This is a genomic window from Parvularcula lutaonensis (assembly GCF_014651915.1).
GTDB classification, from domain to species: domain Bacteria; phylum Pseudomonadota; class Alphaproteobacteria; order Caulobacterales; family Parvularculaceae; genus Parvularcula; species Parvularcula lutaonensis.
The window spans coordinates 468,602-490,685 of record NZ_BMXU01000001.1 but is presented as its reverse complement, the minus strand read 5'-3'; the positions used below and the strand labels follow the sequence as shown (position 1 = coordinate 490,685).

The 22,084-nt window shown below is 63.1% G+C and carries 17 protein-coding genes and 1 tRNA gene; 8 read left to right on the top strand and 10 right to left on the bottom strand.

Annotated features, from left to right (window positions below):
* Nucleotides 1-77: 77 nt before the first annotated feature.
* Nucleotides 78-3,533 carry a methyl-accepting chemotaxis protein gene (locus IE053_RS02225; protein ID WP_189571063.1) on the bottom strand — a complete coding sequence of 1,152 codons (3,456 nt, stop codon included), beginning with the start codon at nt 3,531-3,533 and terminating at the stop codon, nt 78-80.
* A 121-nt stretch (nt 3,534-3,654) separates the two neighbouring features.
* Between IE053_RS02225 and erpA the strand changes: the two genes are divergently transcribed.
* The 5 genes from erpA to IE053_RS02200 all read left to right on the top strand — a co-directional run bounded on the left by erpA (nt 3,655) and on the right by IE053_RS02200 (nt 6,959).
* On the top strand, nt 3,655-3,999 hold the full coding sequence (gene erpA / locus IE053_RS02220) for an iron-sulfur cluster insertion protein ErpA (protein WP_189571059.1): 345 nt from the start codon (nt 3,655-3,657) through the stop codon (nt 3,997-3,999).
* A 57-nt stretch (nt 4,000-4,056) separates the two neighbouring features.
* Nucleotides 4,057-4,479, top strand: a complete 423-nt coding sequence (locus tag IE053_RS02215) for an MAPEG family protein (RefSeq protein WP_189571057.1) — start codon at nt 4,057-4,059, stop codon at nt 4,477-4,479.
* Nucleotides 4,476-5,270 (top strand): exodeoxyribonuclease III, encoded by a 795-nt coding sequence (locus IE053_RS02210; RefSeq protein WP_189571055.1) that lies wholly within the window; start codon nt 4,476-4,478, stop codon nt 5,268-5,270. The genes IE053_RS02215 and IE053_RS02210 overlap by 4 nt, the downstream gene beginning before the upstream one ends.
* A complete protein-coding gene (locus IE053_RS02205; protein WP_189571053.1) occupies nt 5,267-5,674 on the top strand; it encodes a hypothetical protein in 408 nt (135 codons plus the stop codon). Before IE053_RS02210 ends, IE053_RS02205 begins: the two co-directional genes overlap by 4 nt.
* Before the next feature lie 187 nt (nt 5,675-5,861).
* Complete coding sequence (locus IE053_RS02200; protein WP_189571051.1) at nt 5,862-6,959, top strand: ATP-dependent DNA helicase; 1,098 nt, start codon at nt 5,862-5,864, stop codon at nt 6,957-6,959.
* A 9-nt stretch (nt 6,960-6,968) separates the two neighbouring features.
* Here IE053_RS02200 and IE053_RS02195 read toward each other — a convergent pair whose 3' ends face one another.
* From IE053_RS02195 to IE053_RS02160, 8 genes are all read right to left on the bottom strand, one after another.
* The gene (locus IE053_RS02195; RefSeq protein WP_189571049.1) at nt 6,969-7,583 is read right to left on the bottom strand and encodes a type III secretion system chaperone family protein; all 615 of its coding nucleotides are present in this window, start codon (nt 7,581-7,583) and stop codon (nt 6,969-6,971) included.
* 133 nt (nt 7,584-7,716) lie between these two features.
* Nucleotides 7,717-8,316 (bottom strand): YceI family protein, encoded by a 600-nt coding sequence (locus IE053_RS02190; protein ID WP_189571046.1) that lies wholly within the window; start codon nt 8,314-8,316, stop codon nt 7,717-7,719.
* A 74-nt stretch (nt 8,317-8,390) separates the two neighbouring features.
* Nucleotides 8,391-8,789, bottom strand: a complete 399-nt coding sequence (locus IE053_RS02185; protein WP_189571043.1) for a DUF1801 domain-containing protein — start codon at nt 8,787-8,789, stop codon at nt 8,391-8,393.
* Nucleotides 8,790-8,824: 35 nt separating this feature from the next.
* Nucleotides 8,825-9,667, bottom strand: a complete 843-nt coding sequence (locus tag IE053_RS02180) for a helix-turn-helix domain-containing protein (RefSeq protein WP_189571041.1) — start codon at nt 9,665-9,667, stop codon at nt 8,825-8,827.
* Nucleotides 9,668-10,284: 617 nt separating this feature from the next.
* On the bottom strand, nt 10,285-10,767 hold the full coding sequence (locus IE053_RS02175; RefSeq protein ID WP_189571038.1) for a hypothetical protein: 483 nt from the start codon (nt 10,765-10,767) through the stop codon (nt 10,285-10,287).
* Between the two features lie 555 nt (nt 10,768-11,322).
* Nucleotides 11,323-13,518, bottom strand: a complete 2,196-nt coding sequence (locus IE053_RS02170; RefSeq protein ID WP_189571035.1) for a 3-hydroxyacyl-CoA dehydrogenase NAD-binding domain-containing protein — start codon at nt 13,516-13,518, stop codon at nt 11,323-11,325.
* A 12-nt stretch (nt 13,519-13,530) separates the two neighbouring features.
* A complete protein-coding gene (locus IE053_RS02165; protein ID WP_189571032.1) occupies nt 13,531-14,493 on the bottom strand; it encodes an isoaspartyl peptidase/L-asparaginase family protein in 963 nt (320 codons plus the stop codon).
* 57 nt (nt 14,494-14,550) lie between these two features.
* Nucleotides 14,551-15,762: an acetyl-CoA C-acetyltransferase gene (locus tag IE053_RS02160; protein ID WP_189571029.1), complete on the bottom strand. Its 1,212-nt coding sequence runs from the start codon at nt 15,760-15,762 to the stop codon at nt 14,551-14,553.
* A 217-nt stretch (nt 15,763-15,979) separates the two neighbouring features.
* Here IE053_RS02160 and IE053_RS02155 point away from each other — a divergent pair.
* Nucleotides 15,980-16,056: transfer RNA gene (locus IE053_RS02155), tRNA-Ile, on the top strand.
* A gap of 108 nt (nt 16,057-16,164) precedes the next feature.
* On the opposite strand, the gene IE053_RS02150 is transcribed toward IE053_RS02155, so the two are convergent.
* The gene (locus IE053_RS02150) at nt 16,165-17,613 is read right to left on the bottom strand and encodes an efflux transporter outer membrane subunit (protein ID WP_189571026.1); all 1,449 of its coding nucleotides are present in this window, start codon (nt 17,611-17,613) and stop codon (nt 16,165-16,167) included.
* A gap of 78 nt (nt 17,614-17,691) precedes the next feature.
* Between IE053_RS02150 and IE053_RS02145 the strand changes: the two genes are divergently transcribed.
* Complete coding sequence (locus IE053_RS02145) at nt 17,692-18,879, top strand: efflux RND transporter periplasmic adaptor subunit (RefSeq protein ID WP_189571015.1); 1,188 nt, start codon at nt 17,692-17,694, stop codon at nt 18,877-18,879.
* Nucleotides 18,876-22,082 carry an efflux RND transporter permease subunit gene (locus IE053_RS02140; RefSeq protein WP_189571013.1) on the top strand — a complete coding sequence of 1,069 codons (3,207 nt, stop codon included), beginning with the start codon at nt 18,876-18,878 and terminating at the stop codon, nt 22,080-22,082. Before IE053_RS02145 ends, IE053_RS02140 begins: the two co-directional genes overlap by 4 nt.
* The last annotated feature ends 2 nt before the right edge of the window (nt 22,083-22,084 follow it).

The window sequence follows — 22,084 nt, the reverse complement described above, 5'->3', positions numbered from 1 at the left end:
CTCTCTCACTCAACGCAAAAGGTCCAACGGGGCATCGCCCCGTCGGACCCGTCGCTTACATTCTTGCGCCCAACGTCTTAAAACTCTTCCCAATTATCGTCTTCGTCTTGTAGCTTTTCAGCGGCACCGCCGACGCCAGCGAAGAACGCCTGGGCAGCTTCACGCTGCTTGACGACCGGCGGCTCCGCCTCGGATCCTCTAGAGCCATCACCACCGAAATCCTCTTGGAAGTCGAAGCCATCATCGTGGAATGTCGGCGGCTCGTTCCCGGTCGGAGCTTCGATTGTCACGCCCGTCTTGAAGTGGGCGACCTTCTGGATCAGCATCGAAGAAGCCTGTGCCAGCGAGTGGCTCGAGGCCGTCGACTGCTCCACCATGGCAGCGTTCTGCTGTGTCACCTGGTCCATCTTGTTCATCGCCGCGTTCACCTCGGCAAGGCTGACAGACTGCTCCTGCGCTGACGCCGCGATCTCGGAGACCAGCGATGAGACATTGGCGACCCGGTCGACGATCTCGCCAAGAGCATCCCCGGCCCGCCCGACGAGGTCCACGCCTTGGCTGACCTGGGCCGATGAGGTGGAGATGAGGTCCTTGATCTCCTTCGCCGCTTCCGACGATCGTTGCGCCAGTGCGCGGACTTCTTGCGCGACGACGGCGAAGCCGCGGCCCGCGTCGCCCGCCCGCGCAGCTTCCACGCCAGCATTCAGTGCAAGAAGGTTGGTCTGGAAGGCAATGTCATCGATCACGCCGATGATCTGGCTGATCTGGCTCGAGGACTTCTCGATTTCACCCATCGCAGCGACGGCGCTACGGACGACCTCGCCGGAATTGTGCGCCTCGGCGCGGGTGTCATCGGCCACCTGGTTCACTTGCGTTGCGCCTTCAGCGGTCTGGCGGACCGTCGCGGTGATCTCGTCAAGGGCGGCCGCAGTCTCTTCCAGCGTCGCCGCCTGGTTCTCGGTCCGCTTGGACAGGTCGTCTGCGGCCTGACTGATCTCGTCAGCCCCCGACCTAATGTTCCGCGATGTCTCGGACACGCCTTCGATGGCTTCGCGCAGGTTCGCCACAGCCGCGTTGAAGTCGACGCGAAGCTGTTCGTATTGCGGAGGGAACGGCTCGGCCAGCGTTTCGAGAAGATCGCCTTCCGAAAGCCCCTTGAGAGCCGCAGCAAGCCGTCCGACCACTTCATCCTGTTCGCCGGATATCTTTTTACGGAGCGCATCAGCCTCGCGAAGCTTTGCGACGGCATCATTGAAGTCGTAGCGCAGCTGGATATACGCCTCGGGGAACATCTCGGTCAGTTCGACGGTCAGGTCGCCCTCAGACAGGCGCTTCAAGCCAGTCGCGAGGTGGTCGACAACGGTGCGATATTCCGCCTGCTGCTGTTCCTCCGCCGCCCGGCGTTCGCGCTCAGCCAGCACCTGCTCCGTCATGTCCGAAGCCGTCTTGACGATCGAGACGATCGTCCCGTCGCTGGAGGTCAGCGGCGTGTAGGCAGCCTGCAGGAACAGGACGCTGCCATCCTTGCGGCGGCGTTCCATCAGGCCAGCCTTGGTCTTGCCAGCTGCGAGGTCCCGCCAGAACGCCTTGTATTCCTCACGCGCGGCTTCGTCTGTCGGCACGAACATACGATGATGACGACCGATGATTTCATCCTCCGTATACCCCACCGCATCAAGGAAGTTGCCGTTCGCCTCCAGGATGTTCCCCTCGGGGTCGAACTTGATGATCGCTCGGCGCGCATGGAGCGTATCGACGAAGGCCCGGTTCTCCATGTCGTCCGTGACGTCGCGCAGCGTCACGACGAACCCGTTGCGATCACCGAACGTGTTGACCGCCGCCCCGATCATCCGATCTCCGACGATCAGGGTTGATACGGCCTCTCCAGCGCTGTCCACTCGCGCTGCTTCGACAAGCGGCGCCAGGTCCTCATGAAGGTCCGCCAGCCGTCCGCCAGCGATGATGCTGGCGCCATCGAAGAACGTGCCGACCTGTTCGGTGGCCGCATTGTTCGCGGCGCAAATGCGACCTGCGCCATCGACGACGATCATCGCAGGCGCAGCAGCCTCGAACGCGCCCGCCCGGCCAGCGAGCTTCTCTTCACGCACAGCAGCATCGGTGACATCGACGCAGAACACGTCACGGTGTTCGCCTATCGAGGCGCTGACGATATCGAACACCCGCGCTTCGCCAGCCTTGTCGATGCGGGCACGGATGGTCTCGCCACTCTCCGGCTCAACTCCCGCAACGGAAGCGAAGCTCCGGCCCACGAAGCCGTCGACGGAACCACCAAACGCGCTTGCGAAAGCCTCGCTACAATCGGCAATCATACCCGCCGCATCGAGTGTCGCCCGCACGAAGCCGCGGCTGGCGGCCTGTGCCCGCGCATTCTCCGCTTCGACTTCAGCCGTCACGTCGTGCCCGATCGCAAGGAAGCCCTCGCCCATCGGGACAAACAGCATGGCCAGCCAGACATCGCCATGGGCCAGACGCTGGCTGCCCGCAGCCAGCTCGAACGCGGATTCGTGGGCCAGCAAGGCCTCGTAAGAGCTGCCAATCACGCTGCCCGCTTCGCGACCGATCTGCATGCAGAAGACATCATTCGCGTCGAGCACGAAACCTTCCGCATCAAGATGGACCATGGCCAGAGAAGCCTCGATGGCCTCGGCAGGAGCAGCCGCCCGCATCTCTTCGGTCACGTCCCGGACAGCGACCACGTTCCCGACGCGCTCGACCAGCACAGCCCTACCGTCCCGCTCGACCAGCCCTTCTGCGGCCGCGAACCGGTCATAGCCTGCAGCGGCGAAAGCCGCATTGCTCTCCACGACAGCGCCCGATCCATCGACAGTGGCAAGGGCCACTGGCGCGGTGTCGAAAGCGGCCTTGGCCGCTTCGAGGGCCGCGCGCTCGCGCATTTCGTCCGTCACATCTACGAATTGCGCCACGATGCGGCGCTCTTTTTCTTCCGTGGTCGACAGCCATACCGCGACAACCCGCTCGCCCATCTTCACCCGGCCAGACGCCCGGCCGGTATCAATGGCCGCGTCCCAGATGCCGTCAAAGGCGCCATCCTCGACCAGCGCCTCGCGTGGCTCGCCGGGGAGCGACGTCTCATCGCGGCCCATCAATACAGCTGCTTCCTCCGAAGCCGTCAGAACGCGCCCATCCGCGCCGAACACCATCTGGGCGACGCTCCGCGACGCGGCATCCGCGACCGCCGTTGCGGACCGCAGAGCTTCCTCGCACGCTTCGGCTCTCGCCGCGGCCTCATCCCGCGCAGCAGCCGCCTCCGTCGCGGCAGCCTCAAGCTCCTCGGCCAGCGCTTTCTCAGCCGCAAACCCTCTGGACATCGCGCCAGAAGAGACCATCGTCCAACTGGCAGCGGCGAGGGCCAGGACGCCGAAAATCACGCCCGTCAGGGCAGCCCACGGGGCACCGCCTGTCGCCATAACGGCGCCTGCGGCGATGCACGAGACCGCGAGAAAGCCCGCGGTGAGACGGATTCCGACTGTAAGTGCTCTGTCAAAAGTCACGCTTATGCTCTCCAACCCTGAAGAGCCGCGTTACAGGAGAGCACCTAAATTAGGGTTGATGCGAGATCGCAGCACGCGTTCAGGCCTTTATCTCGCCTGAAACAGCGCCTATTTCTTCCCCATGGACGTCGAAACCGAAACCAAGCCCATCACCATGACCGACCGTGCGGCCAAGCGCGTGGCGGAGATTCTCGCGAGCGAGCCCGAGGGCTCCATGCTGCGCGTGGCCGTTCTTGGGGGCGGATGCTCAGGCTTCCAGTACGACTTTGAAATCACCACGGAAAAAGGCGACGACGACCTCGTGCTCTCCCGCGATGGTGCCACCATCCTGATCGACGCGATTTCCCAGCAATACATGCCCGGCGCGGTCATCGACTTCGCCGATGAGCTGATCGCCGCGGCATTCAAGATCGACAACCCGCTCGCCAAGTCCGGCTGCGGCTGCGGCACCAGTTTCAGCATCTGAGCTTCCCAAGCTCGCGCGATCTCCGTTAGGGCTCCTGCAAAGCTGTAGGAGTTCCCGATGTCTGCGATCGCCGCCCCTCTTCTGATCCAGGTCGCTCTGACCCTGGTCCTCTACGTCATCCTCGTCACCTCCCGCGTCGCCCAGACCGCGACCGATCCCGAGGTCAAGAAGGCTGTCCTCGCGGGCTCGAAAGAGAAATACGCCCGGACGCCGCAGCTCATCGCCCAGAACGTCGCCAACCAATTCGAGCTGCCGGTCCTTTTTTACGCAGCGGTCGCAGTTGCCATCGGCGCAAACCTCGTCACTCCAGCCCTCGTAACCGCGGCATGGGTCTTCGCGATCAGCCGCCTGGTCCACGCAGCCATCCACTGCACATTCAACTTCGTCCCCTTGCGCGCAGGTGTTTTCGGGATCGGCCTTTTCGCGGTCGTCTTCATGTGGTGGCACCTTGGCGGGATGATGCTCGGGGGTGCTGCGTGAAAATCGCCACTTGGAACGTCAACTCGATCAAGGCCCGAAAGCCGCGCATTCTCGACTGGTTCGACGAAGCGAAGCCTGATGTCTGCGTGCTCCAGGAAATCAAATGCGTCGATGAAGCCTTCCCCACAGGCGATTTCGAGGAGCGCGGCTATAACGTCTTCGTATACGGACAGAAGACCTATAATGGTGTTGCGCTCCTCTCCAAGCATCCGGTCGAGGATGTCATAAAGGGGCTCCCCAATTTCGAGGACGACCAGGCCCGCTATATCGAAGGCACGATCATCCCCGACGACACGGACCCCATCCGCGTTGGTGGGCTTTACATGCCGAACGGAAACCCCGCCCCCGGTCCGAAGTGGGATTACAAGCTCGCTTTCATCGAAGCCCTGATACGGCACATGGAGGACCGCTTCTCTCGGGAGGAAGCCTTCTGCGTCGCGGGCGACTATAACATCATTCCGTCTGCAGACGGTGTTTATGACCCCAAGGGATGGGCCGATGACGCCCTCTTCCGCCCCGAGGTCCGCGCCGCCTTTCGCCGCATGAAGGCCATCGGTTTCACCAGCGCCGTCCACGCCCTGATGCAGGAGCCCTACTACACCTTCTGGGACTACCAGGGCGGCGCGTGGAAGAAGAACCACGGCCTCCAGATCGACCACCTCCTCCTCTCCCCCGAAGCCGCCGACCGCTTGGAAGAAGCAGGCGTCGATGCTGATGTCCGGGATCCCGAGACCGGCAACGGAGACGTCAAACCGTCAGACCACGTTCCTGTTTGGATCAATATCGCATGAACCGTACACGCATCATCCTCCTCATCTTCGCTGCTCTCGCGTTGCTCATCCTCGGCACGACGATCTACAACGTCTCGAACTTCCAGTTCGCCGAGTGCGAGAACGAGGTCGTCCAGACCGCCCTCGCCCCTTCCGGCGAGGTGAAGGCCGTCCTGTTCGAGCGCCAGTGCGGCAGCGAAATCCGCACCTCGGCCCACATCTCGATCCTCGCCGCGGACCTCGACCTGCCCAACGAGTTCGGCAACGCCATCGCCATCCAGGACGAACCCGGCCAGGTCATCGCCGGCATGCGCTGGCTCTCCGACAGCGAGCTGGAAGTCGCCATCACGACCGAAGAGCTGGTCAATCAGCGTAAAGAGTACCCGCAAGACGTCGAAGTCACCCTCGTCCGCGTCGGCCAATAGAGAGCTGTCATTCCGGCTCGGGCGTTGCCCGCCCCGGAATGAGAGAAAGAAGGCCGCGGACCCCGGCTCGCCTCCTGCGCCCACGCACGCAGCAAAAACTCCCAAACTATCCATCCCCGCCCGCTGGACACAACCGAAGGTTCTCCTTACGTTCCGCCCACTCTCGGATTCACAGGAGCACCCCCGGATGAAGTGGTCCCCCCAGCAGGACGACGCCCTGAAAGCTGCCAGCCACTGGCTGAAGAAGCGCGACGATCAGGTTTTCCGCCTCTTCGGTTTCGCGGGCACGGGTAAGACCACCCTCGCCAAGGAACTGGCGCAGCAGGTTGACGGCGACGTCGTCTTCGGTGCCTTCACCGGCAAGGCAGCCCACGTCCTGCGGCAGAAGGGTTGCGAGGGTGCACAGACGATCCACTCCCTGATCTACCGCCCCGCCGTGGCGGAGGATGAGGACCCCGGCGAAAGCCCGATGTTCACCATCCGCCGCGACGCGCCCGCGGGCGAAGCCTCGCTCATCATCATCGACGAATGCTCGATGGTGGACGAAGAGCTTGGCCGCGACCTTCTCTCCTTCGGCGCGCCGGTCCTCGTCCTCGGCGATCCGGCCCAGCTCCCGCCCGTCAAAGGCGGCGGCTACTTCACCGAGGAAGAGCCTGACGTCATGCTGACCGAGGTTCATCGGCAGGCGGAGGAAAGCCCTATCGTCCGGCTCTCGATGCAGATCCGCGAAGGCGAGATCCCCGACTTCGGTGACTACGGCGAGGCCAAGGTCATCGGCAAGCGCGAGATCGACCCCGATTCTGTCCTCGAAGCGGACCAGGTCCTCGTCGGCACCAACCGCACTCGCCGCCGCTACAACGAACGCCTGCGCGAGCGGCAGGACTTCGAAGGGATCGAGCCTTGCGTCGGGGAACGCCTCGTCTGCCTGCGGAACAACAAGCAAAAAGGCCTCCTCAACGGCTCCATGTGGACCGTGAAGCAGCGCAACGGCAAGAAAAGAGGCATGCTGAGAATGGACCTCCTGCCCGAAGACGGGGGCCGTGCGGCGAGAGTCGCCGTCCTGCCTGAGTTCTTCACCGAGGAGGCCAAGGACATCCCCTGGCCGAAAAAGAGGAACTCGGACGAGTTCGACTTCGGCTACGCCCTCACAGTGCACAAGGCGCAGGGCAGCCAATGGGACGACGTCATGCTCTTCGACGAAAGCTACGCCTTCCGGGAGCACAGGATGGCCTGGCTCTACACCGGCGTGACCAGGGCCGCGAAGAAGCTGACCCTGGTCCGCTAGCGCATAATATCAGCGGTTGTAGTAACCCTTGGGCGGCGTGAAGCTGGGCGGGATGCTTCCGGTGTGAAGATCCGGCACCGCCTCCACCCGGCGGGTGTGGCCGGAGTTCTTGCTTAGGGCCAGCGATACGGACTGCGCCGGACTCGCGCCGTTGATGAACTGCAGGTAGCGGCCGATCGAGAAATGCATGATGCCCATATGGGTCTCAAAATTCCCGCGCAGGAAACCATGGTCAGCAACAAGATAATGGTAAAGCGTGACACGCTGGCCTTCATGGACAGCCTTCGGAATGGTGCCCTGCTGGTTGAAGGTGTTCACCGCACCGGGGAGCATGTTCCCGGCCTCGAACAGGCCCTGGATCGACAGGCCACGGCACTCCCGGCCGAAGTCGTTGCACACGGTCGGGTACATCAGGTACCGCACGCCGTCGGGCCAGATGACGCCGATCGCCACGAAGTCGCCGTCCTGCAGGACCTCCGCGGTTCCGCCGAGTTCCTCGATCACCGGCTTCACCGTTTGCGGGTCGAAATTCGGCATCACCCCGGTCGGATTCGCCATCTGCGCGGAGGCTGCGCCCAACAGACTTGCCGCCGCCGCGGCGACACCAGCTAGAATACGAAACATCGGCCTTTGTCCCTTCCCCGATATGTCAGGAAAGAGCGTGGCCCCATCGCCTGACCTAGGCAAGCCACCTCGTTCACCGCGCACGAAAAAAGCCGGGCGGAGGCCCGGCTTTCCCGATGGGTTGGACTTCACGTCAGTCCGCCTTGGCGAACTCGCTTTGAATGGAGATCGTGACATCCGTACCGATGCCGAACTGGGTCCAGGCGTTCGAGCCCCATTTGGTCCGGTCGATCGTGGTCTCGCCAGAGAAACCGAGCTTCGGCGTGCCCATGAAATCGCCCGAGCCGGTGAGAGAAACCTGCATCTCCACCGGACCGGTGTTCCCGTTGAAGCTCAGATCGCCATAGATCACGCCGGTCGTATCGCCCGTGCGCTCGAGACGCTTCGAGGTGAAGGTGATGACGGGCTGGGTTTCCGCGCCGAGGGCGTTCTTTGCAATGTCTTCCTGGAAGTTCGCGTTGCCATCATGGCTCACGGCTTCCGGGCTATCGACCGAGTTGGCGTCGATGGAAACGGAGAGCCTGCTTTTGGTCGGGTTCTCCGCGTCCCAGATCAGCGTTCCGTCGACACTGTCGAAACTTCCTCGGTAAAGCGAGAAGCCCGCGTGGTTCACGCCCCAGATGACGGTCGTGTGGGCCGGGTCGAGCTTGTATTCACCGCTCGGCACGTCCTGTGCCTGCGCGATCGAGACAAGGCTCGCCGCGGCGATGAGCGAAGTGGTGAGAAGTTTCATGAGGCTTTCCCTCGTGACTGTTGCGCGAGGAAAAGTTGGCGCGATCGACCGCGAGAACAACAGGAAAGACTGCTTCAGAATTGCAAAGCTGCGTTGCTTTCCCTCGCCGCCTCTTCCTTTGCAAGGTCGCTGAGGGTCAGGCTGAAGGCTTCACGAATGAGTGCGCGGACATCGCCGTCGACGTCGAGCATGGAATGCAGTTCGAGAAAGCGGATGCTCCCGGCATTGGTACCCCTGAGCCTGCCGGGGACCAGCGCTTCGAGCCGCTCGCCTTGCCAGAAATGAAGATTGCACTTGGCCGGGAAGGGTATGAGCGAGACAACGCGGTGGTGCACCGACCAGGTCGGAACGCCCATGGCAAGGCCGCACTCCGCAAAGGGCGCGACCGCATCGATCTCGCGCTTCACGGTTCGGGCAATGGCCCAGGTGCGTCCCTCCAGAGCCTCGATCATCATGTCAGGGTCCAGTCTCATGCTGAACGAAGTGCAAACGCCGTGCCGCGTGACGGTTAACTGATGACGGTGAAGGTGTTCGGATGACCCGTAAGCTGGCGCTCGCCGAGAATGAGGCGCGCAAGCGTGGGGCCTTCGGACAGGAATTCCCGCGGGGTCTGGCCGTTGAAGGCCTTGAACTCCCGGATGAAGTGCGCCTGGTCGTAATAGGTCGAGGCCGCAACTTTTCGCCAGTCGGAGACACCTTGCCACATCATCTGGTTGGCGGCGTACAGTGCACGGAACTTCCGGAAGAGCTTTTTCGGACCCGCGCCGAAATAGGACTTGCAAAGCCTCTCGACCTGGCGGTGCGAAAGGCCTGTGCGCTCGACAAGGTTCTCGACATCGAACTCGCCCGGAGCCTTCAGCCAATCGTCCGCCGCGGCCAGGAAATCGGCGTTCACCCGCGCGTCGTCATTGCGCTGGGCAATGACAAGCCTTGTTACAGCCTCCATCCGCTCACGGACGTCCTTGCTGCCCATGAGGCTTCGGGCCGAGTCCATGGCCTCATCGCAGAGCCAGTCTTGCCCTTGGCAGAACCTGTTGGTCAGGACGTCGCGGCCGTCCGGGAACAGCCTCGCCCAGCCGAGCGGAAGCACGGACATTCCGAATATCCGCGTTCCCGCGGCCAGCGTGATGTTGCATGCATGGAAGGTCGGACCACAGACGATGACCGACCCGGCAGCGAAGGTCTCGGTTTCGCCACTGAGGTCCACTGTCAGCGAACCGTCCATGACGAAGCGCAGATTCGGTATGTCGGCGCGCAAGATATCGTTGACCTCCGCCGACGTGGCGAAATCATAAAAACTGCTCAGCGCGTCAGCGACCGAACTTCCGACATGAAAATAGTGGAATTTCATTCCGCTAAAGCCGCCACTCCCCTCAACGCCGGCTGATTTCACCCCTCTCTTGCCCGAGTGTCGGAATTTTACAATGCAATTGGAGGCGAACGGTCAAATCTGACACGGCTTCGGATAATCGAGTTCGGGAATGACTGCCTACACCCCTCGAACTCATTGCGAGAAGTAACCGCTGAACCGAGCAACTGGTGGGTGGGACACAGATATGACTTGGTCAGTTGGTGCCGGGGCGAGAGCCGGCGCTTGCTGACTTTATCGCCGTCCACAGAACGCATCCATCAGTCTTGGTTCTGCGCCGGCAGCGTTCCTATGGTCCACGAGGGGGTGGACCCGCCCTGAGGAATATGCGCCAGAAGCCCCGGCAGCGGTCGCCAAGGACGCTGCCGGGGCTTTGCTTGTTTTACGGATTTTTCGGCACGCGTTGATCGGGACCTGTCACCGTGGACGGGCACGGACGGAAGATGTGTTCACCCTTTCGAGCCGAGCCTGACCCCATCAGGGGTCTAACGGTAACGTGAGAATCGGCAGGGTTTAACCACTCGGTATTGGTGGCCGAGGATCAGAGTTAGCTTCCGACTGCCCGAGTCACATTGCCGGTTTTCGAGGTGGTCTCGTCGCTACTTGCGCATGGCCCGCACGGCAAGCACTGCCCCGGCGCCCAACATGACGAGGCCGATCCCCGCTATGCCGTAGGGAAACCCGAGCTGAGCGCCTGTAACGAGCCTGCTGTCATAGCTCCTTCCACCATCAATGATGACATAGGCGATCTCGACCGTGTCGCCGATCTCGAGCGCATCGAACGCACGCTCCGACCCTCCCCAGAAGTCGCCGCCGACAGCCTCCCGTTCGTCGATTTCGAAGGCATAGTCGAGCCTCAAGGCTCCCCCGCCATCGAGCTTTATGGCTTTACGCTTTTCCGTGATGGTCGCCGTCGTCGGAACAGCCGATGCGAAGAAGGCATTGTCCATGCGATGGAACACAAACGATGCGGCGATCATGATTGCGCCAAATGCGGCGAGCAAAAGCGCAATGCGGACGGATTTGCGTCTTTCGTGGTCCGATGTCTGCCTCCAGCCGGTGGTCTGGGGAAAATCAACCATGACCTGCGCGCTTGAGCACCCTCGCTCATTTCGAGAGACCTTTGGTGTGATAGCGGATGGTTGAGGTGATGGCGAGCGCGAGGATCGGTGGGCCATCAGGTCTCCCAAATGGTCTGAGGCTTCAGCACGCCTGGCCAAACCCGGCGGCGCTGACCCTCGATGATGACGGCGCGATCCAAACCGACACCTCGCAAGTTGCTCAAGAGAGCTTCGCCTGAGCGTGCACGCTCGCTCAGACCCGAAGGGCACCCTTGGCTGGGGGACAAGGGCGGATTTCAGCATGGCTCAGCTTCATCCCGGTTCCCTTGGTCTCGTGCGGAAATTGTCCGGCACACGCGGCACCCTCCGAATGCTGGGGGTTGCAGCGGTCGCGATAGCCTGTGATCGAGGCGACACAGGGCCTGGGGCCGTTAGGCTGACACGAAAAACCCCAGGCGAGCGTGACCTCGGCCTGGGGCATGACCTCGTCGAAGAGATCCCTGAGTGCAGAGGTGATGGCTTGGTCATCACCTCCGCAGCTATCCAAGCGCTCCTGAAAGCCAGGAGCAGGAATGGTTACGCGGCGTCGTTGTAGAGCTTCTCGCCTTTCTCGGCCATCTCGCGGAACTTCGCGGGCGGCGAGAACTTCGAACCGTACTTCTCGGCCAGACTGTCAGCAATACGGACGAACTCGTCCACGCCGATGGTGTCGATGTAGCTCATCGGACCACCCGTCCACGGAGCAAAACCCCAGCCGAAGATAGCGCCGAGATCGGCCGACTGCGGATCATGGACGACGTCCTGGGCATACATGTTCGATGCAGCGACAAGCTGGATGTAGAGGAGACGTTCCTTGACCTCTTCCGGCGTCGGCTGGTCTTCGCGCAGGGGGAAGTACTCCGAGAGACCTTTCCAGAGGTGCTTCTTGCCGCCTTCGGGATAGTCGTAAAAGCCCTTGCCGACTTTCTTGCCCTTGCGCCCGAGATCTTCAACGAAGGTCTTGAGCAGGTCTTCGACTCCCGTGGGCTGATAATCGTCACCCATCTCCTTCATGGTCGCCTGGGCAATCCGCCAGCCGAGCTCCTGACTGGTTTCGTCCATCAGCGCGAGCGGGCCAATCGGCATGCCCATGTGGACGGCACAGTTCTCGATGAGCGCGGGATTGATGCCCTCTTTGACCATCAGCGCCGCCTCGTTGAGGTAGGGCATGACGACCGAGTTGCAGTAGAAGCCGCGGGTGTCGGAGACGACGATCGGCGTCTTCTTGATCGCCTGCACGTAGTCCAGAGCCGTGGCGAGGGCTTTGTCACCGCAGCCTTCCGGCGTGATGATCTCGACCAGAGGCATCTTGTCGACAGGCGAGAAGAAGTGGATGCCGATAAAGTCTTCCGTACGCGTGAAGTTCTTCGCAAGGTTCTTGATCGGGATGGTCGAAGTGTTCGATGCGAAGATGACATCCTTGCGGATGACGGCTTCGACGCGCTCGGTGATGTCTTTCTTCACCGCCGGATCCTCGAAGACGGCCTCGATGATGAGGTCGACATCCTTGAGGTCCTCGACCTTGTCAGTCGGCATGATGAGGTCGAGCATCGCGTCCGACTTCTCTTTCGTCAGCTTGCCGCGCGAGATGGCTTTCTCGTTCAGCTTGACCGAGTAGCCCTTGCCCCGCTCGGCGCTCTCCATGTCGCGGTCGAGGAGGACGACCTTCATCCCCGCTTTAGCCGAGACGTAGGCGATACCAGCGCCCATCATGCCGGCACCGAGGACGCCCAGGGTCTTGATCACCTGCTTCTCGATACCCTTGGGGCGCGCTGCGCCCTTTTCCGCCGCCGTCTTGTTGATGAACAGCGTACGGATCATGTTCTTCGCCTGCGGCTCCATCAGGCACTTGACGAAATACTTGCTCTCGATCCGGAGGCCGACATCGATCGGGACGATCGAGCCTTCATAGATCGCCGAGAGGATACGCTCGACGGCGGGGTAGTTGTGGTAGGTCTGGCCCTGGGCCATGGCGGAGGACCCAGCGAAGATCGGCACGACCCTCGGGTCCATGGCGCCTGCGCCGCCGGGGATCTTGAAGCCCTTGCGGTCCCAGCGCGCCGCGGTTTTCGGGTTGGCTTTCACCCATTCCTTCGCCTTGGCGACAATCTCTTCATGCGGAGCGATTTCATCGACGATGCCCATGGCCTTGGCGGCGTCGGCCTTCATCGGCTTGCCCTGGGTGCAGATCTGCATCGCGTTCTGGACGCCGGCGAGGCGCATCGTGCGCTGGGTGCCGCCTGCGCCCGGGATCAGGCCGACCTGCACTTCAGGCTGGCCGAACTGGACCTTCGGGCTGTCGGAGGCCACGCGGTAATGCGCGGCAAGCGCCAGTTCCATGCCGCCTCCGAGGGCGAGGCCATTGACCGCAGCCGCGACGGGCTTGGCATGGGCCTGTCCCTTTTGCAGCGCTTTGACGTCCTGGCCGCCGGTCTCCAGCTTGCGGAGCGCTTTCTGCAGGCCGTAATTTGCCTCGAACATTTGCTCCGGGGTCGCATCTTTCGGCATCGAGCCGAGCATGGTCAGGTCGGCACCCGCGAGGAAGCCACTGTCCTTGCCAGACGTGATGACCAGTCCCTTCATGTCGTCATTCGAGACAAATTCGTCCACGAACTTTTCAAAGTCCGCGATGAGGTTCTGGTCCCAGACATTCATCGACTTGCCCGGCAGGTCGATGGTCATGGTGACGATGCCGTCGGCATCGGTTTCGATCTTGAAGCTTTCGTAGCTCATGGGATTATCCCCTTATTCCTGGTTCGCGCGGCCCACGGGCTCTGCGCTGGTTTTCTTCGAATAGGCCTGGGTGTCGTCGCTGGCGAAGGCGTGGATGATGCCTTGCGTCGAGTGCGGAGCGGCGAAGTTGCCTTGCCGGTCCAGCGTGATCACGGCCCCAAGACCGTTCTTTCTGGCCATGCGTTCGAGGACGGCTTCGGATGCATCCTGCACCGAGAGGCCGCCTTCCACGAGGAGGGAGATCGAGTGTGCCGCGGCGTGGCGAATGAACCATTCGCCGTGACCGGTGGCGGAGACCGCCGCACCCATATTGTCCGCATAGGTCCCTGCGCCGATGACCGGGACATCACCCAGCCGGCCGGGAACCTTGGCGTCATAACCGCCGGTGGAAGTCGCTGCCGCGATATTGCCGCAACGGTCAAGCGCGACCGCGCCCACCGTTCCGTGCTCGTCTTTCTCCGAACCGGCCTTGAGGAACCAGCCTTTCGGCGCTTCCTCTGCACCCAGCTCGCGGACATACGCCTCGCCCCGGTCGCCGACGACCATGACGTGCCGCGACTTGTCCATGACAAGGCGGGCCGCATGGACAGGCGAGCGGGTGTTGATCAGCGAACCGACGGCACCTGCATTGAGGTCCGATCCATCCATGATCGAGGCGTCGTTCTCGACATAGCCTTCCTGATTGGTGATGGAAGCACGGCCAGCATTGTAGAGCCCGCTTTCCTCCATCGCCCCGACGGCCAGCTCCACGGCGTCGACAGCCGTCGCACCGTTTTGCAGCCTGCGGTTCACCTGGGCAGCCAGCTCGCGGATATAGGTCATCTGTTGCTGGCTGATGTTCTCACCGTTCGTATACGCACCGCCGTGAAGGCCGATCGCATAGTCGGTGTTCGCATTGCATGCGCTGTTCTGTGCCGACGCCACGCCCAACAGGGCGAGGGCAGAAGCAACGACAGACAGTTTGCGTACGGTCATTCCAGTCTCCCCGCCGTCCGGGCCGGGCGGGACCGCCCGGCTGGACAGCGATCCCAATTAGACGCGCTCGATGATCGTGGCCGTGCCCATGCCGCCGCCGATGCACAGCGTGGTGAGAGCGGTCGACTTGCCGGTGCGCTCGAGCTCGTCGAGGACCGTGCCGAGGATCATCGCGCCAGTCGCGCCCAGCGGGTGGCCCATCGCAATCGCGCCGCCGCAGACATTGATGTCCGAGTGGTCGATGTCGAGGGCCTGCATGAAGCGCAGGACGACCGAGGCGAAGGCTTCGTTGAGCTCCCAGAGGTCGATGTCATTCTTCGACATGCCCGCGCGCTCGAGGACCTTCTTGGCAACGAATTCGGGACCCGTCAGCATGATGGTCGGCTCCGAACCGATCGAGGCCATCGCCTTGATCCGTGCACGGGGCTTCATGCCGAACTTCTTGCCCATCTCTTCGTTGCCGATGAGGATGCCGGCAGCACCGTCGACGATCGCCGAGGAGTTGCCCGCGGTGTGGATGTGCTCGATCCGCTCGAGCTCGGGGTATTTCTGGATCGCGACCTTGTCGAAGCCCGGCATCATCTCGCCCAGGCCCTGGAAGGCCGGCGGCAGGCCCGCGAGGCTCTGCATGTCGGTTTGCGGACGGATGTTCTCGTCATGGTCGAGGACCGTCATCCCAATGACGTCCTTCACCGGGACGACGGACTTTTCGAAGCGGTTCTCTTCCCAGCTCCTGGCCGAGCGTTTCTGCGACTCGACAGCGTAGGCGTCGGCGTCGTCGCGGCTGATGCCGTACTTGGTCGCGATGAGGTCGGCCGAGATCCCTTGCGGGACGATGTAGTTCTTGAAGGTGACGGCCGGGTCGGAAACCATGGCGCCGCCATCTGAACCCATCGGTACACGGCTCATCGCTTCGACACCGCCGCCGATAGCCATGTCGGCCTCACCGGACATGACCTTCGCGGCAGCCATGTTGGTGGCTTCGAGCGCCGAGGCGCAAAAGCGGTTGATCTGCACACCCGCGGTGGTCTGCGCATAGTCTGCCTGCAGCACCGCCGTGCGGGCAATGTCGGCACCCTGCTCGCCCACCGGCGACACGCAGCCGAAGATCACGTCGTCGACATAACGGGTGTCGAGCTCGTTGCGGTCGCGGAGGGCCTGAAGGACCTGCGCGCCAAGCTGTACCGGGGTGATTTCGTGAAGCGAGCCGTCCGGCTTGCCCTTGCCGCGCGGGGTGCGCACGGCGTCGTAGATGAAGGCCTCAGTCATGAAGCGTCTCCTCTTTTCTCAGTTGAGGAGACCGTTACAGGTCCAAAGCCGCGAAGGCCAGAACATGCTGCGGCGCATGGTCAATCCGACGATCACCAAGCGGACCCCCACACCGGGCTGCCCTGTCGAGAGCCAGCAGGAAAGCGCATCGGAGGAAGCTCTTTTCCTTGAGAACAGTGCGGCTGATGCTAGGGAGACCGTCCCGCGCTTCGGGTTCGGGGGTGTAGCTCAATTGGTTAGAGCTGGCGGCTCATAACCGCTAGGTTGGGGGTTCGAGTCCCTCCGCCCCTACCATCCTTTGATCTCGCGCGCCGGGGGCGCTCCGATGGGGCGGCGCAAACGCGCCGGACACCCGGTCGGGTGCCTTGGAAGCTTCCTGATCTCGCACGCCGGGTTCCGCTTCTAGTCGGCAAGCACCCGGTGAACGGCAGCCCTCGTCCTCAGAGCCGCCACCTTGGCCGTGACGGCCTGGTCCTGAATGCTGAGCGCGGTGCGCTGGGCATCGAGGAGGTTGAGGAGGCTGTCGGCACCCTCCCGGTAGCGGATTGCCGTCAGCTCGGCCGCGCGGGTGGCGGTGCGCTCGGCGTCACTCAGCAGCACCGCCTGCTCCACCGCGCCAGAGTGAACCGCCAGCGCCCGGTCAGTCTCGGTCAGTGCGCGGAGCACGGTCTGTTCGTAATTGGCGAGAGCCGCGCGCGCTTCGGCGCTGGCCGCGGCCCGCTGCCTGAGGAGCAGCGGGTAGCTCAGGATCTGCCAGCTGATCTGCGGCCCCACCGAATAGCCCACGGCATTGTCTTCGCCGAGGCCAGAGAAATCGAGCGCCGTCAGGCCACCTGAGCCGACAAGGCTGACCTGGGGAAAGAGGCCGGCCGTTTCCACCCCGATGTCGTAGGTCTCCGCTGCGAGCTGGCGTTCCGCGGCGATAACGTCAGGGCGCTTCCGCAGGACCTCTGCCGGCTCGGCGAGGACGATCGCGCCTTCCGCGCTCGGGATTGGCGGTGCGACGTCCTTGTCGATGAGATCCGGGAACCGGGCGAGGAAGTCCGGCACGGTCATGCCGACGAGGAGCGCCATCGACGCCGTGGCATCGGCGGCAGCGTTTTCCAGCTGCTTCACCTGCGCGGCGGTGGTGTTCACCAGGGTCTGCTGCCTGAACAGGTCGAGCTGCGGGATCTCTCCCAACTCGTAAAGCTGTTCGGTCAGGGCCAGTGTCCGCTGTTGCAGCGCCAGGTTGTCGAGAGCCACCCGCCGCCGGTTCAGCGCCTCGACCAGCACGAGAAAGGTATCGACGGTCTGCGCGGTCGTCAGCCGCTGGGCATCGCGGAGCAGTTCAGCCTGCTGCTCGGCGCGCGCGCTGGCGCCCTGTGCCTGACGGCGGAGGCGGCCGAAGAGATCGACCTCCCAGCTTGCCTGGGCCTGGGCCTGGTACAGGGTGAATTCGGGCGCCCCGCCCTGCTGCTGAGGCTGCTGCCCCGCAGCGCCACCGAAGCCGGCAAAGGCCGCCCGTGGCTGCTGTTGGCGCGTGATGGCGAAGCTGGTGCCGCCTTGCGGCAAAAGCGCCCGGCGCGCTGCGCCAGCCCGGGCCTCAGCCGCCTCGAGCCGGAAAAACGCGGCCCGGAGGTCACGATTTTGTGCTTGGGCCAGGCCGACCATTTCGCCGATGCGAGGGTCGGAAAAGGCCCTCCACCACACCGGGTTAGCGTCAGCTTCCTCGCCAGCGGCGAAAACATCCTCACCGCCGTAGACATACCCTTCCTGCAGGCCCTCAACGCCCGGTTCGTTGTAGCGCGGCCCCACCGCGATACATCCCGAGAGCGTCATCGCGAGCACGAGCATTAGGTATTTCTGCATCTGCAAAACCCTTGGAATTTTACGCTCCCCTAGCACTGAGTTGGTAAGGGTAGGTTGAGCGTCCCGGAGGACCAACTAATGGACCTGACCCAAGAAGACAGTAGCGGCATGCGGTGGGTCGTCATCGCCCTAGGCGCACTGGGTCTTGGTTTGCTGATCTATTTTGGCGCGGGCGTGGTCGCGAAGGCGCGGGACAATGCCCGGCCACCGCGCGAAGAATCCTTCCCGCTGGTCGAGACCGTGAGCGCCCGCCCGGTGGAAACACTCTCGGTGGTCGAAGAAGGCTTCCTGCGACCCAAGGCCGAAGTCGATGTCATGCCGGAGGTCTCCGGCAAGGTGGTCGAAGTCTCCCCCAAGCTCGAACCGGGCGGCCGGTTCGCCAAGGGCGAGCTTCTGTTCAGGATCGATCCCCGGACTTTCGAGGCGGATCTTGAACGGGCAGCAGCGGATCTCGAAGCGGCAAAGGCCGAACTCGCCCGGGCCGAAGCGGAAGCTGCGCGCCAGAAGCGGCTCGAGGAAATCGGCGCCACGGCGACCTCACGCAGGCAGCAAGCCGATGCCGCCCTCGCCAGCGCCCGCGCTCGGGTCGGCCAGGCCGGAGCGGCGCTGACGGTAGCGCGAAAGCGCCTGGAGGACACGCGTGTCACGGCGCCCTTCGATGCCTCGGTGATCTCGGAGAACGTCGCCCTGGGGAGGTTGGTGCAACCTGGCATGGCCGCTGCCACCATCTTCGATACTGGCGCGGCGGAGATCCTGCTTGGCTTGCTGCCAAGGGATGCCGAGGCTGTCCGTCGCGCCGCATCGAACAGTGACCGTCCGCTCGACGTGATCGTCAAGCCAAGCCGCGCCAGTGCCAGCAACGTAACGCTCACCGGCAGGGTGAAGCGCTTCGGTCAATCCGTGGACCGGCAGAGCCGGACCGTCCCCGTCGTCATCGAAGTGCCCGACGCCTTTGCAAGCGATAGCGGGGCGTTCGCGAATGACTTCGTCACCGTCGAAATTCCTGCTGAAATCAGCGGGCAGCTCTTCGCGGCGCCATTGGGCACCGTGCGCGAAGAGCGCTTCGTCTGGGCCCTCGATGAAGAAGACAGGCTGCGCATGGTTCCGGTCACGCCAGTCCAGCGAACCGATACCGATGTGATTTTCCGAACGGCGACCGACCTGCGGGATGAGCGGATCGTCCTGACGGCCCTGACCGAGGAGGCGGAGGGCCTGAAGGTTACCCCGGTTTCCCGCTCGGCATCCCTGCAAGAGACCATGCAATGAACAAGCTGATCCGCTGGTTCGTCGACAGCCGCGTCGCCGCGAACCTGCTGGCGATCTTCCTGGTCGCGGCAGGCCTTGTCAGCGCGCGGTCACTGACCGTGAGGCTTTTTCCCGACGTCAATCCGTATGCGGTGAACATCACGGTCCCCTACCCCGGCGCTTCGCCCGAAGAGGTCGAGGAAGGGATCGTGGAACCCATCGAGGAGCAGGTCCAGGGCCTCGAGGGCGTGCGCAAGGTGGATGCGCTCGCCGCGGAGAATGTCGCCAACGTCCTTGTTTTCCTGGATTTCGGCGAAGACACACCCGAGCTCGCCAACGATATCCGCAATGCGGTCAACCAGATTACGGTCTTTCCGGCTGACGCCGAAGAACCGCAGATTTCCGAGGTCAAAAGCGAGGAGGTCATCGCGCAAGTCGTCCTGTGGGGTGACCGGGACGCGATCGATCTTAAGAAGATCGCCGACGGGGTACGGTCCCGCATCATCGCCTCGGACGCCGTCAGCCGTGTCGAGATTGTCGGCGTGCCCGAATACCTGATCGATATCGAGATACCTTCGGCCCGGCTCGAATCGCTCGGCCTGTCCCTCGAAGACATTGCCGCGCGGATCCGCGCGCGATCTCTGGAGCTCTCCGGTGGGGAGATCGAGGGCGACCGGAACAGGCTTCTCGTCCGCACCCTGGGCGAGGCCGAAGTCGGCTCGGAGTTCGGCAAGATTTCCATCCTGACTTCGGAGGAAAAGGCGCCGGTCCTGCTGCAGGAAATCGCCAACATCACGGACGGACTGGCCGAAACCCCGATTCTCTCCCGCTTCGACGGGCATCCGGCCGTGGGTCTGAATGTTTTTCGCGTGGGCGACGAGCAGGTCTTCGCGATCATCGAGGAGGTCAAGGCGGTGCTGGCGGAGGCCGACGAAACCCTTCCGCCGGGTGTGGAAGCGAACCTCTTCCGCGACCAGTCGACAGGCCTCCGGGACCGGGTGAACCTCCTCATCTCCAACGGGATCATCGGTTTCATGCTGATCCTCGTCCTGTTGCTCCTCTTTCTCGACGTCCGGGTGGCCTTCTGGGTGGGGGTGGGTGTGGCGATCAGCTTTTTCGGCGCTTTCATCCCGATGGCCGCGGCCGGTATCGCGATCAGCCAGCTCTCGCTCTTCGGCTTCATCCTTGCGACCGGGATCGTGGTCGATGACGCCATCGTGGTCGGCGAAAACATCTACGCGACCATCGAGGAAGGCGAGGAAGACACCAAGCAAGCGGCCAAGCGTGGCACGATCCGCGTCGCCTCCCCGGTCTTCTTCTCGGTATCGACAACGGTGGCTGCGTTCCTGCCCCTGATGTTCGTCCCGTCCACGGTGGGCCAGTTCATCGGCGACATCGCCTTCGTCGTGTGCGCCGTCCTGGTGATGTCACTGATCGAGAGCTTCTTCATCCTGCCGCAACACCTTTCGCACCTTCACGACAGGCCGCCGGGCAGGATTTCGATCCGGCGGTACACGGATCCGTTGCGCAACTGGACAGCGAAGCGCCTTGACGCGTTCAGCGACAACCAGCTCAGGCCTTGGATCACCTTCGCGGCGTCGAAACCCTTCGCCACCTTACTCTTCGCCCTGGCGATCCTTATCGCGACCTTCGCGCTGTTCTCCAGCGGGCGGATCAAGACGATCTTCTTCCCCGAGATCGAAGGGAATTACGTCACCGCGCAGCTCCAGCTCGCCGAGGCCGCATCGGAAGTCCAGACCATGCGCTCCGTCGACCAGATCCTGGCCGCCGCCGAAGAAGCCGCGAAGGTCGTCGCTAAACGCTCGGGAACCCCCGAAGAAAAGGTCATTGAGAGCATCTTCTGGTCGCTCGGGCAGTCCGTATCCGGACCGGGCATCGGGAGCACCGAAACCTCTGGCGGTGCCGCCCCCAACTTCGCCAATATCGATGTGAAGATCCAGGATGCCGCGATCCGGAACTTCACCGCCGAGCAGTTCGAGGCAGCCTGGCGCGAGGCGACAGGTCCCATTCCCGGGGCGCAGAAGCTGACCTTCAGCTTCGACCTGACGGGCGGCGGCCTGCCGGTGCAGATTCGGGTCCTCTCGCGCGACGAAGAGGCTGCACGCGAAGTGGTCGGGAAACTCAGGGACGAGCTGGAAAGCATCAGGGGGGTCTTCGACGTCTCCGATGACAGGTTCCGCACGACGGACGAGGTCCAGGTGCGCCTTTTGCCTGAAGCGGTGTCCTATGGCATCGACCTGCAAACCGTTGCCCGCGCCGTACGCGCCGCCTTCTTCGGTGCAGAGGCCGTCCGTGTCCAGAGGGACCGCGAGGAAATCGAGGTCCGTGTTCGTCTGCCTAAGGATGAACGCCGCACCATAGAAGACGTGAAGCGCCAGAAGATCATCGTCAACGGTACCGCCATCCCGATCAGCGCGGTGGCCGATATCTCGATCGGCCAGGCTCCCGCCTCGATCACGCGGGTCGATGGCCAGCGGGTGTTCGTTCTCTCGGCCGACATCGACGGAGCGATCACAACGGCGGACGAAGTCACTGCGCAGATTCTCGGCCCAGCCTGGGAAAACATCGCGGCGGACTACCCGCAGGTCCGTGTCGCGCCTGGCGGCGAGCAGGAGGAGTCGGCCCGCGCCCTGCCCGCGCTCTACCGCAACTTCATCCTGGCGATGTTCTGCATCTACGCCCTGCTGGCACTGGCATTCAGGAGCTATACCCAGCCCTTGATCGTTCTCTCGGTGATCCCTTTCGGCCTTATCGGTGCGCTGTGGGGTCACGCCTTCCTGAATCTCGACATCAGCCTGCTGTCGATCTTCGGGATCATTGGCCTTTCGGGGGTCATCATCAACGATGCTCTCCTGATGGTCGACTACATCAATGAGAACATGCGCAAGGGGCTCGAGCGGACCGAAGCCATTGTGGATGCTGCGGTCGGGCGCTTCCGGCCGATCATTCTCACCTCGCTGACCACGTTCTTCGGTGTGACGCCGATCGTTCTCGAGCATTCAGTGCAGGCGGCCTTCCTGAAGCCGACGGCTGTGTCGCTGGGTTTCGGTATCCTGTTCGGCACCATTGTCCTGATGTTCGTTGTCCCGGCGATGGCAGCGCTCCACGCCCGTGCGCGCTCCGGCCTGCGCCGCGCCAAGGAGTGGGTGCGGCACAAGGTCAAGGGCAGGCGATCTGACGGAGAAGCAAGCCTCGTGGGCTAGAG

Excerpts from the sequence above, each read along its gene's own strand:
- erpA (WP_189571059.1), top strand. The coding sequence starts at position 3,655 with ATGGACGTCGAAACCGAAACCAAGCCCATCACCATGACCGACCGTGCG.
- IE053_RS02215 (WP_189571057.1), top strand. The coding sequence starts at position 4,057 with ATGTCTGCGATCGCCGCCCCTCTTCTGATCCAGGTCGCTCTGACCCTG.
- IE053_RS02205 (WP_189571053.1), top strand. The coding sequence starts at position 5,267 with ATGAACCGTACACGCATCATCCTCCTCATCTTCGCTGCTCTCGCGTTG.
- IE053_RS02200 (WP_189571051.1), top strand. The coding sequence starts at position 5,862 with ATGAAGTGGTCCCCCCAGCAGGACGACGCCCTGAAAGCTGCCAGCCAC.
- IE053_RS02195 (WP_189571049.1), bottom strand. The coding sequence starts at position 7,583 with ATGTTTCGTATTCTAGCTGGTGTCGCCGCGGCGGCGGCAAGTCTGTTG.
- IE053_RS02190 (WP_189571046.1), bottom strand. The coding sequence starts at position 8,316 with ATGAAACTTCTCACCACTTCGCTCATCGCCGCGGCGAGCCTTGTCTCG.
- IE053_RS02185 (WP_189571043.1), bottom strand. The coding sequence starts at position 8,789 with ATGAGACTGGACCCTGACATGATGATCGAGGCTCTGGAGGGACGCACC.
- IE053_RS02180 (WP_189571041.1), bottom strand. The coding sequence starts at position 9,667 with ATGAAATTCCACTATTTTCATGTCGGAAGTTCGGTCGCTGACGCGCTG.
- IE053_RS02175 (WP_189571038.1), bottom strand. The coding sequence starts at position 10,767 with ATGGTTGATTTTCCCCAGACCACCGGCTGGAGGCAGACATCGGACCAC.
- IE053_RS02170 (WP_189571035.1), bottom strand. The coding sequence starts at position 13,518 with ATGAGCTACGAAAGCTTCAAGATCGAAACCGATGCCGACGGCATCGTC.
- IE053_RS02165 (WP_189571032.1), bottom strand. The coding sequence starts at position 14,493 with ATGACCGTACGCAAACTGTCTGTCGTTGCTTCTGCCCTCGCCCTGTTG.
- IE053_RS02160 (WP_189571029.1), bottom strand. The coding sequence starts at position 15,762 with ATGACTGAGGCCTTCATCTACGACGCCGTGCGCACCCCGCGCGGCAAG.
- IE053_RS02150 (WP_189571026.1), bottom strand. The coding sequence starts at position 17,613 with ATGCAGAAATACCTAATGCTCGTGCTCGCGATGACGCTCTCGGGATGT.
- IE053_RS02145 (WP_189571015.1), top strand. The coding sequence starts at position 17,692 with ATGGACCTGACCCAAGAAGACAGTAGCGGCATGCGGTGGGTCGTCATC.
- IE053_RS02140 (WP_189571013.1), top strand. The coding sequence starts at position 18,876 with ATGAACAAGCTGATCCGCTGGTTCGTCGACAGCCGCGTCGCCGCGAAC.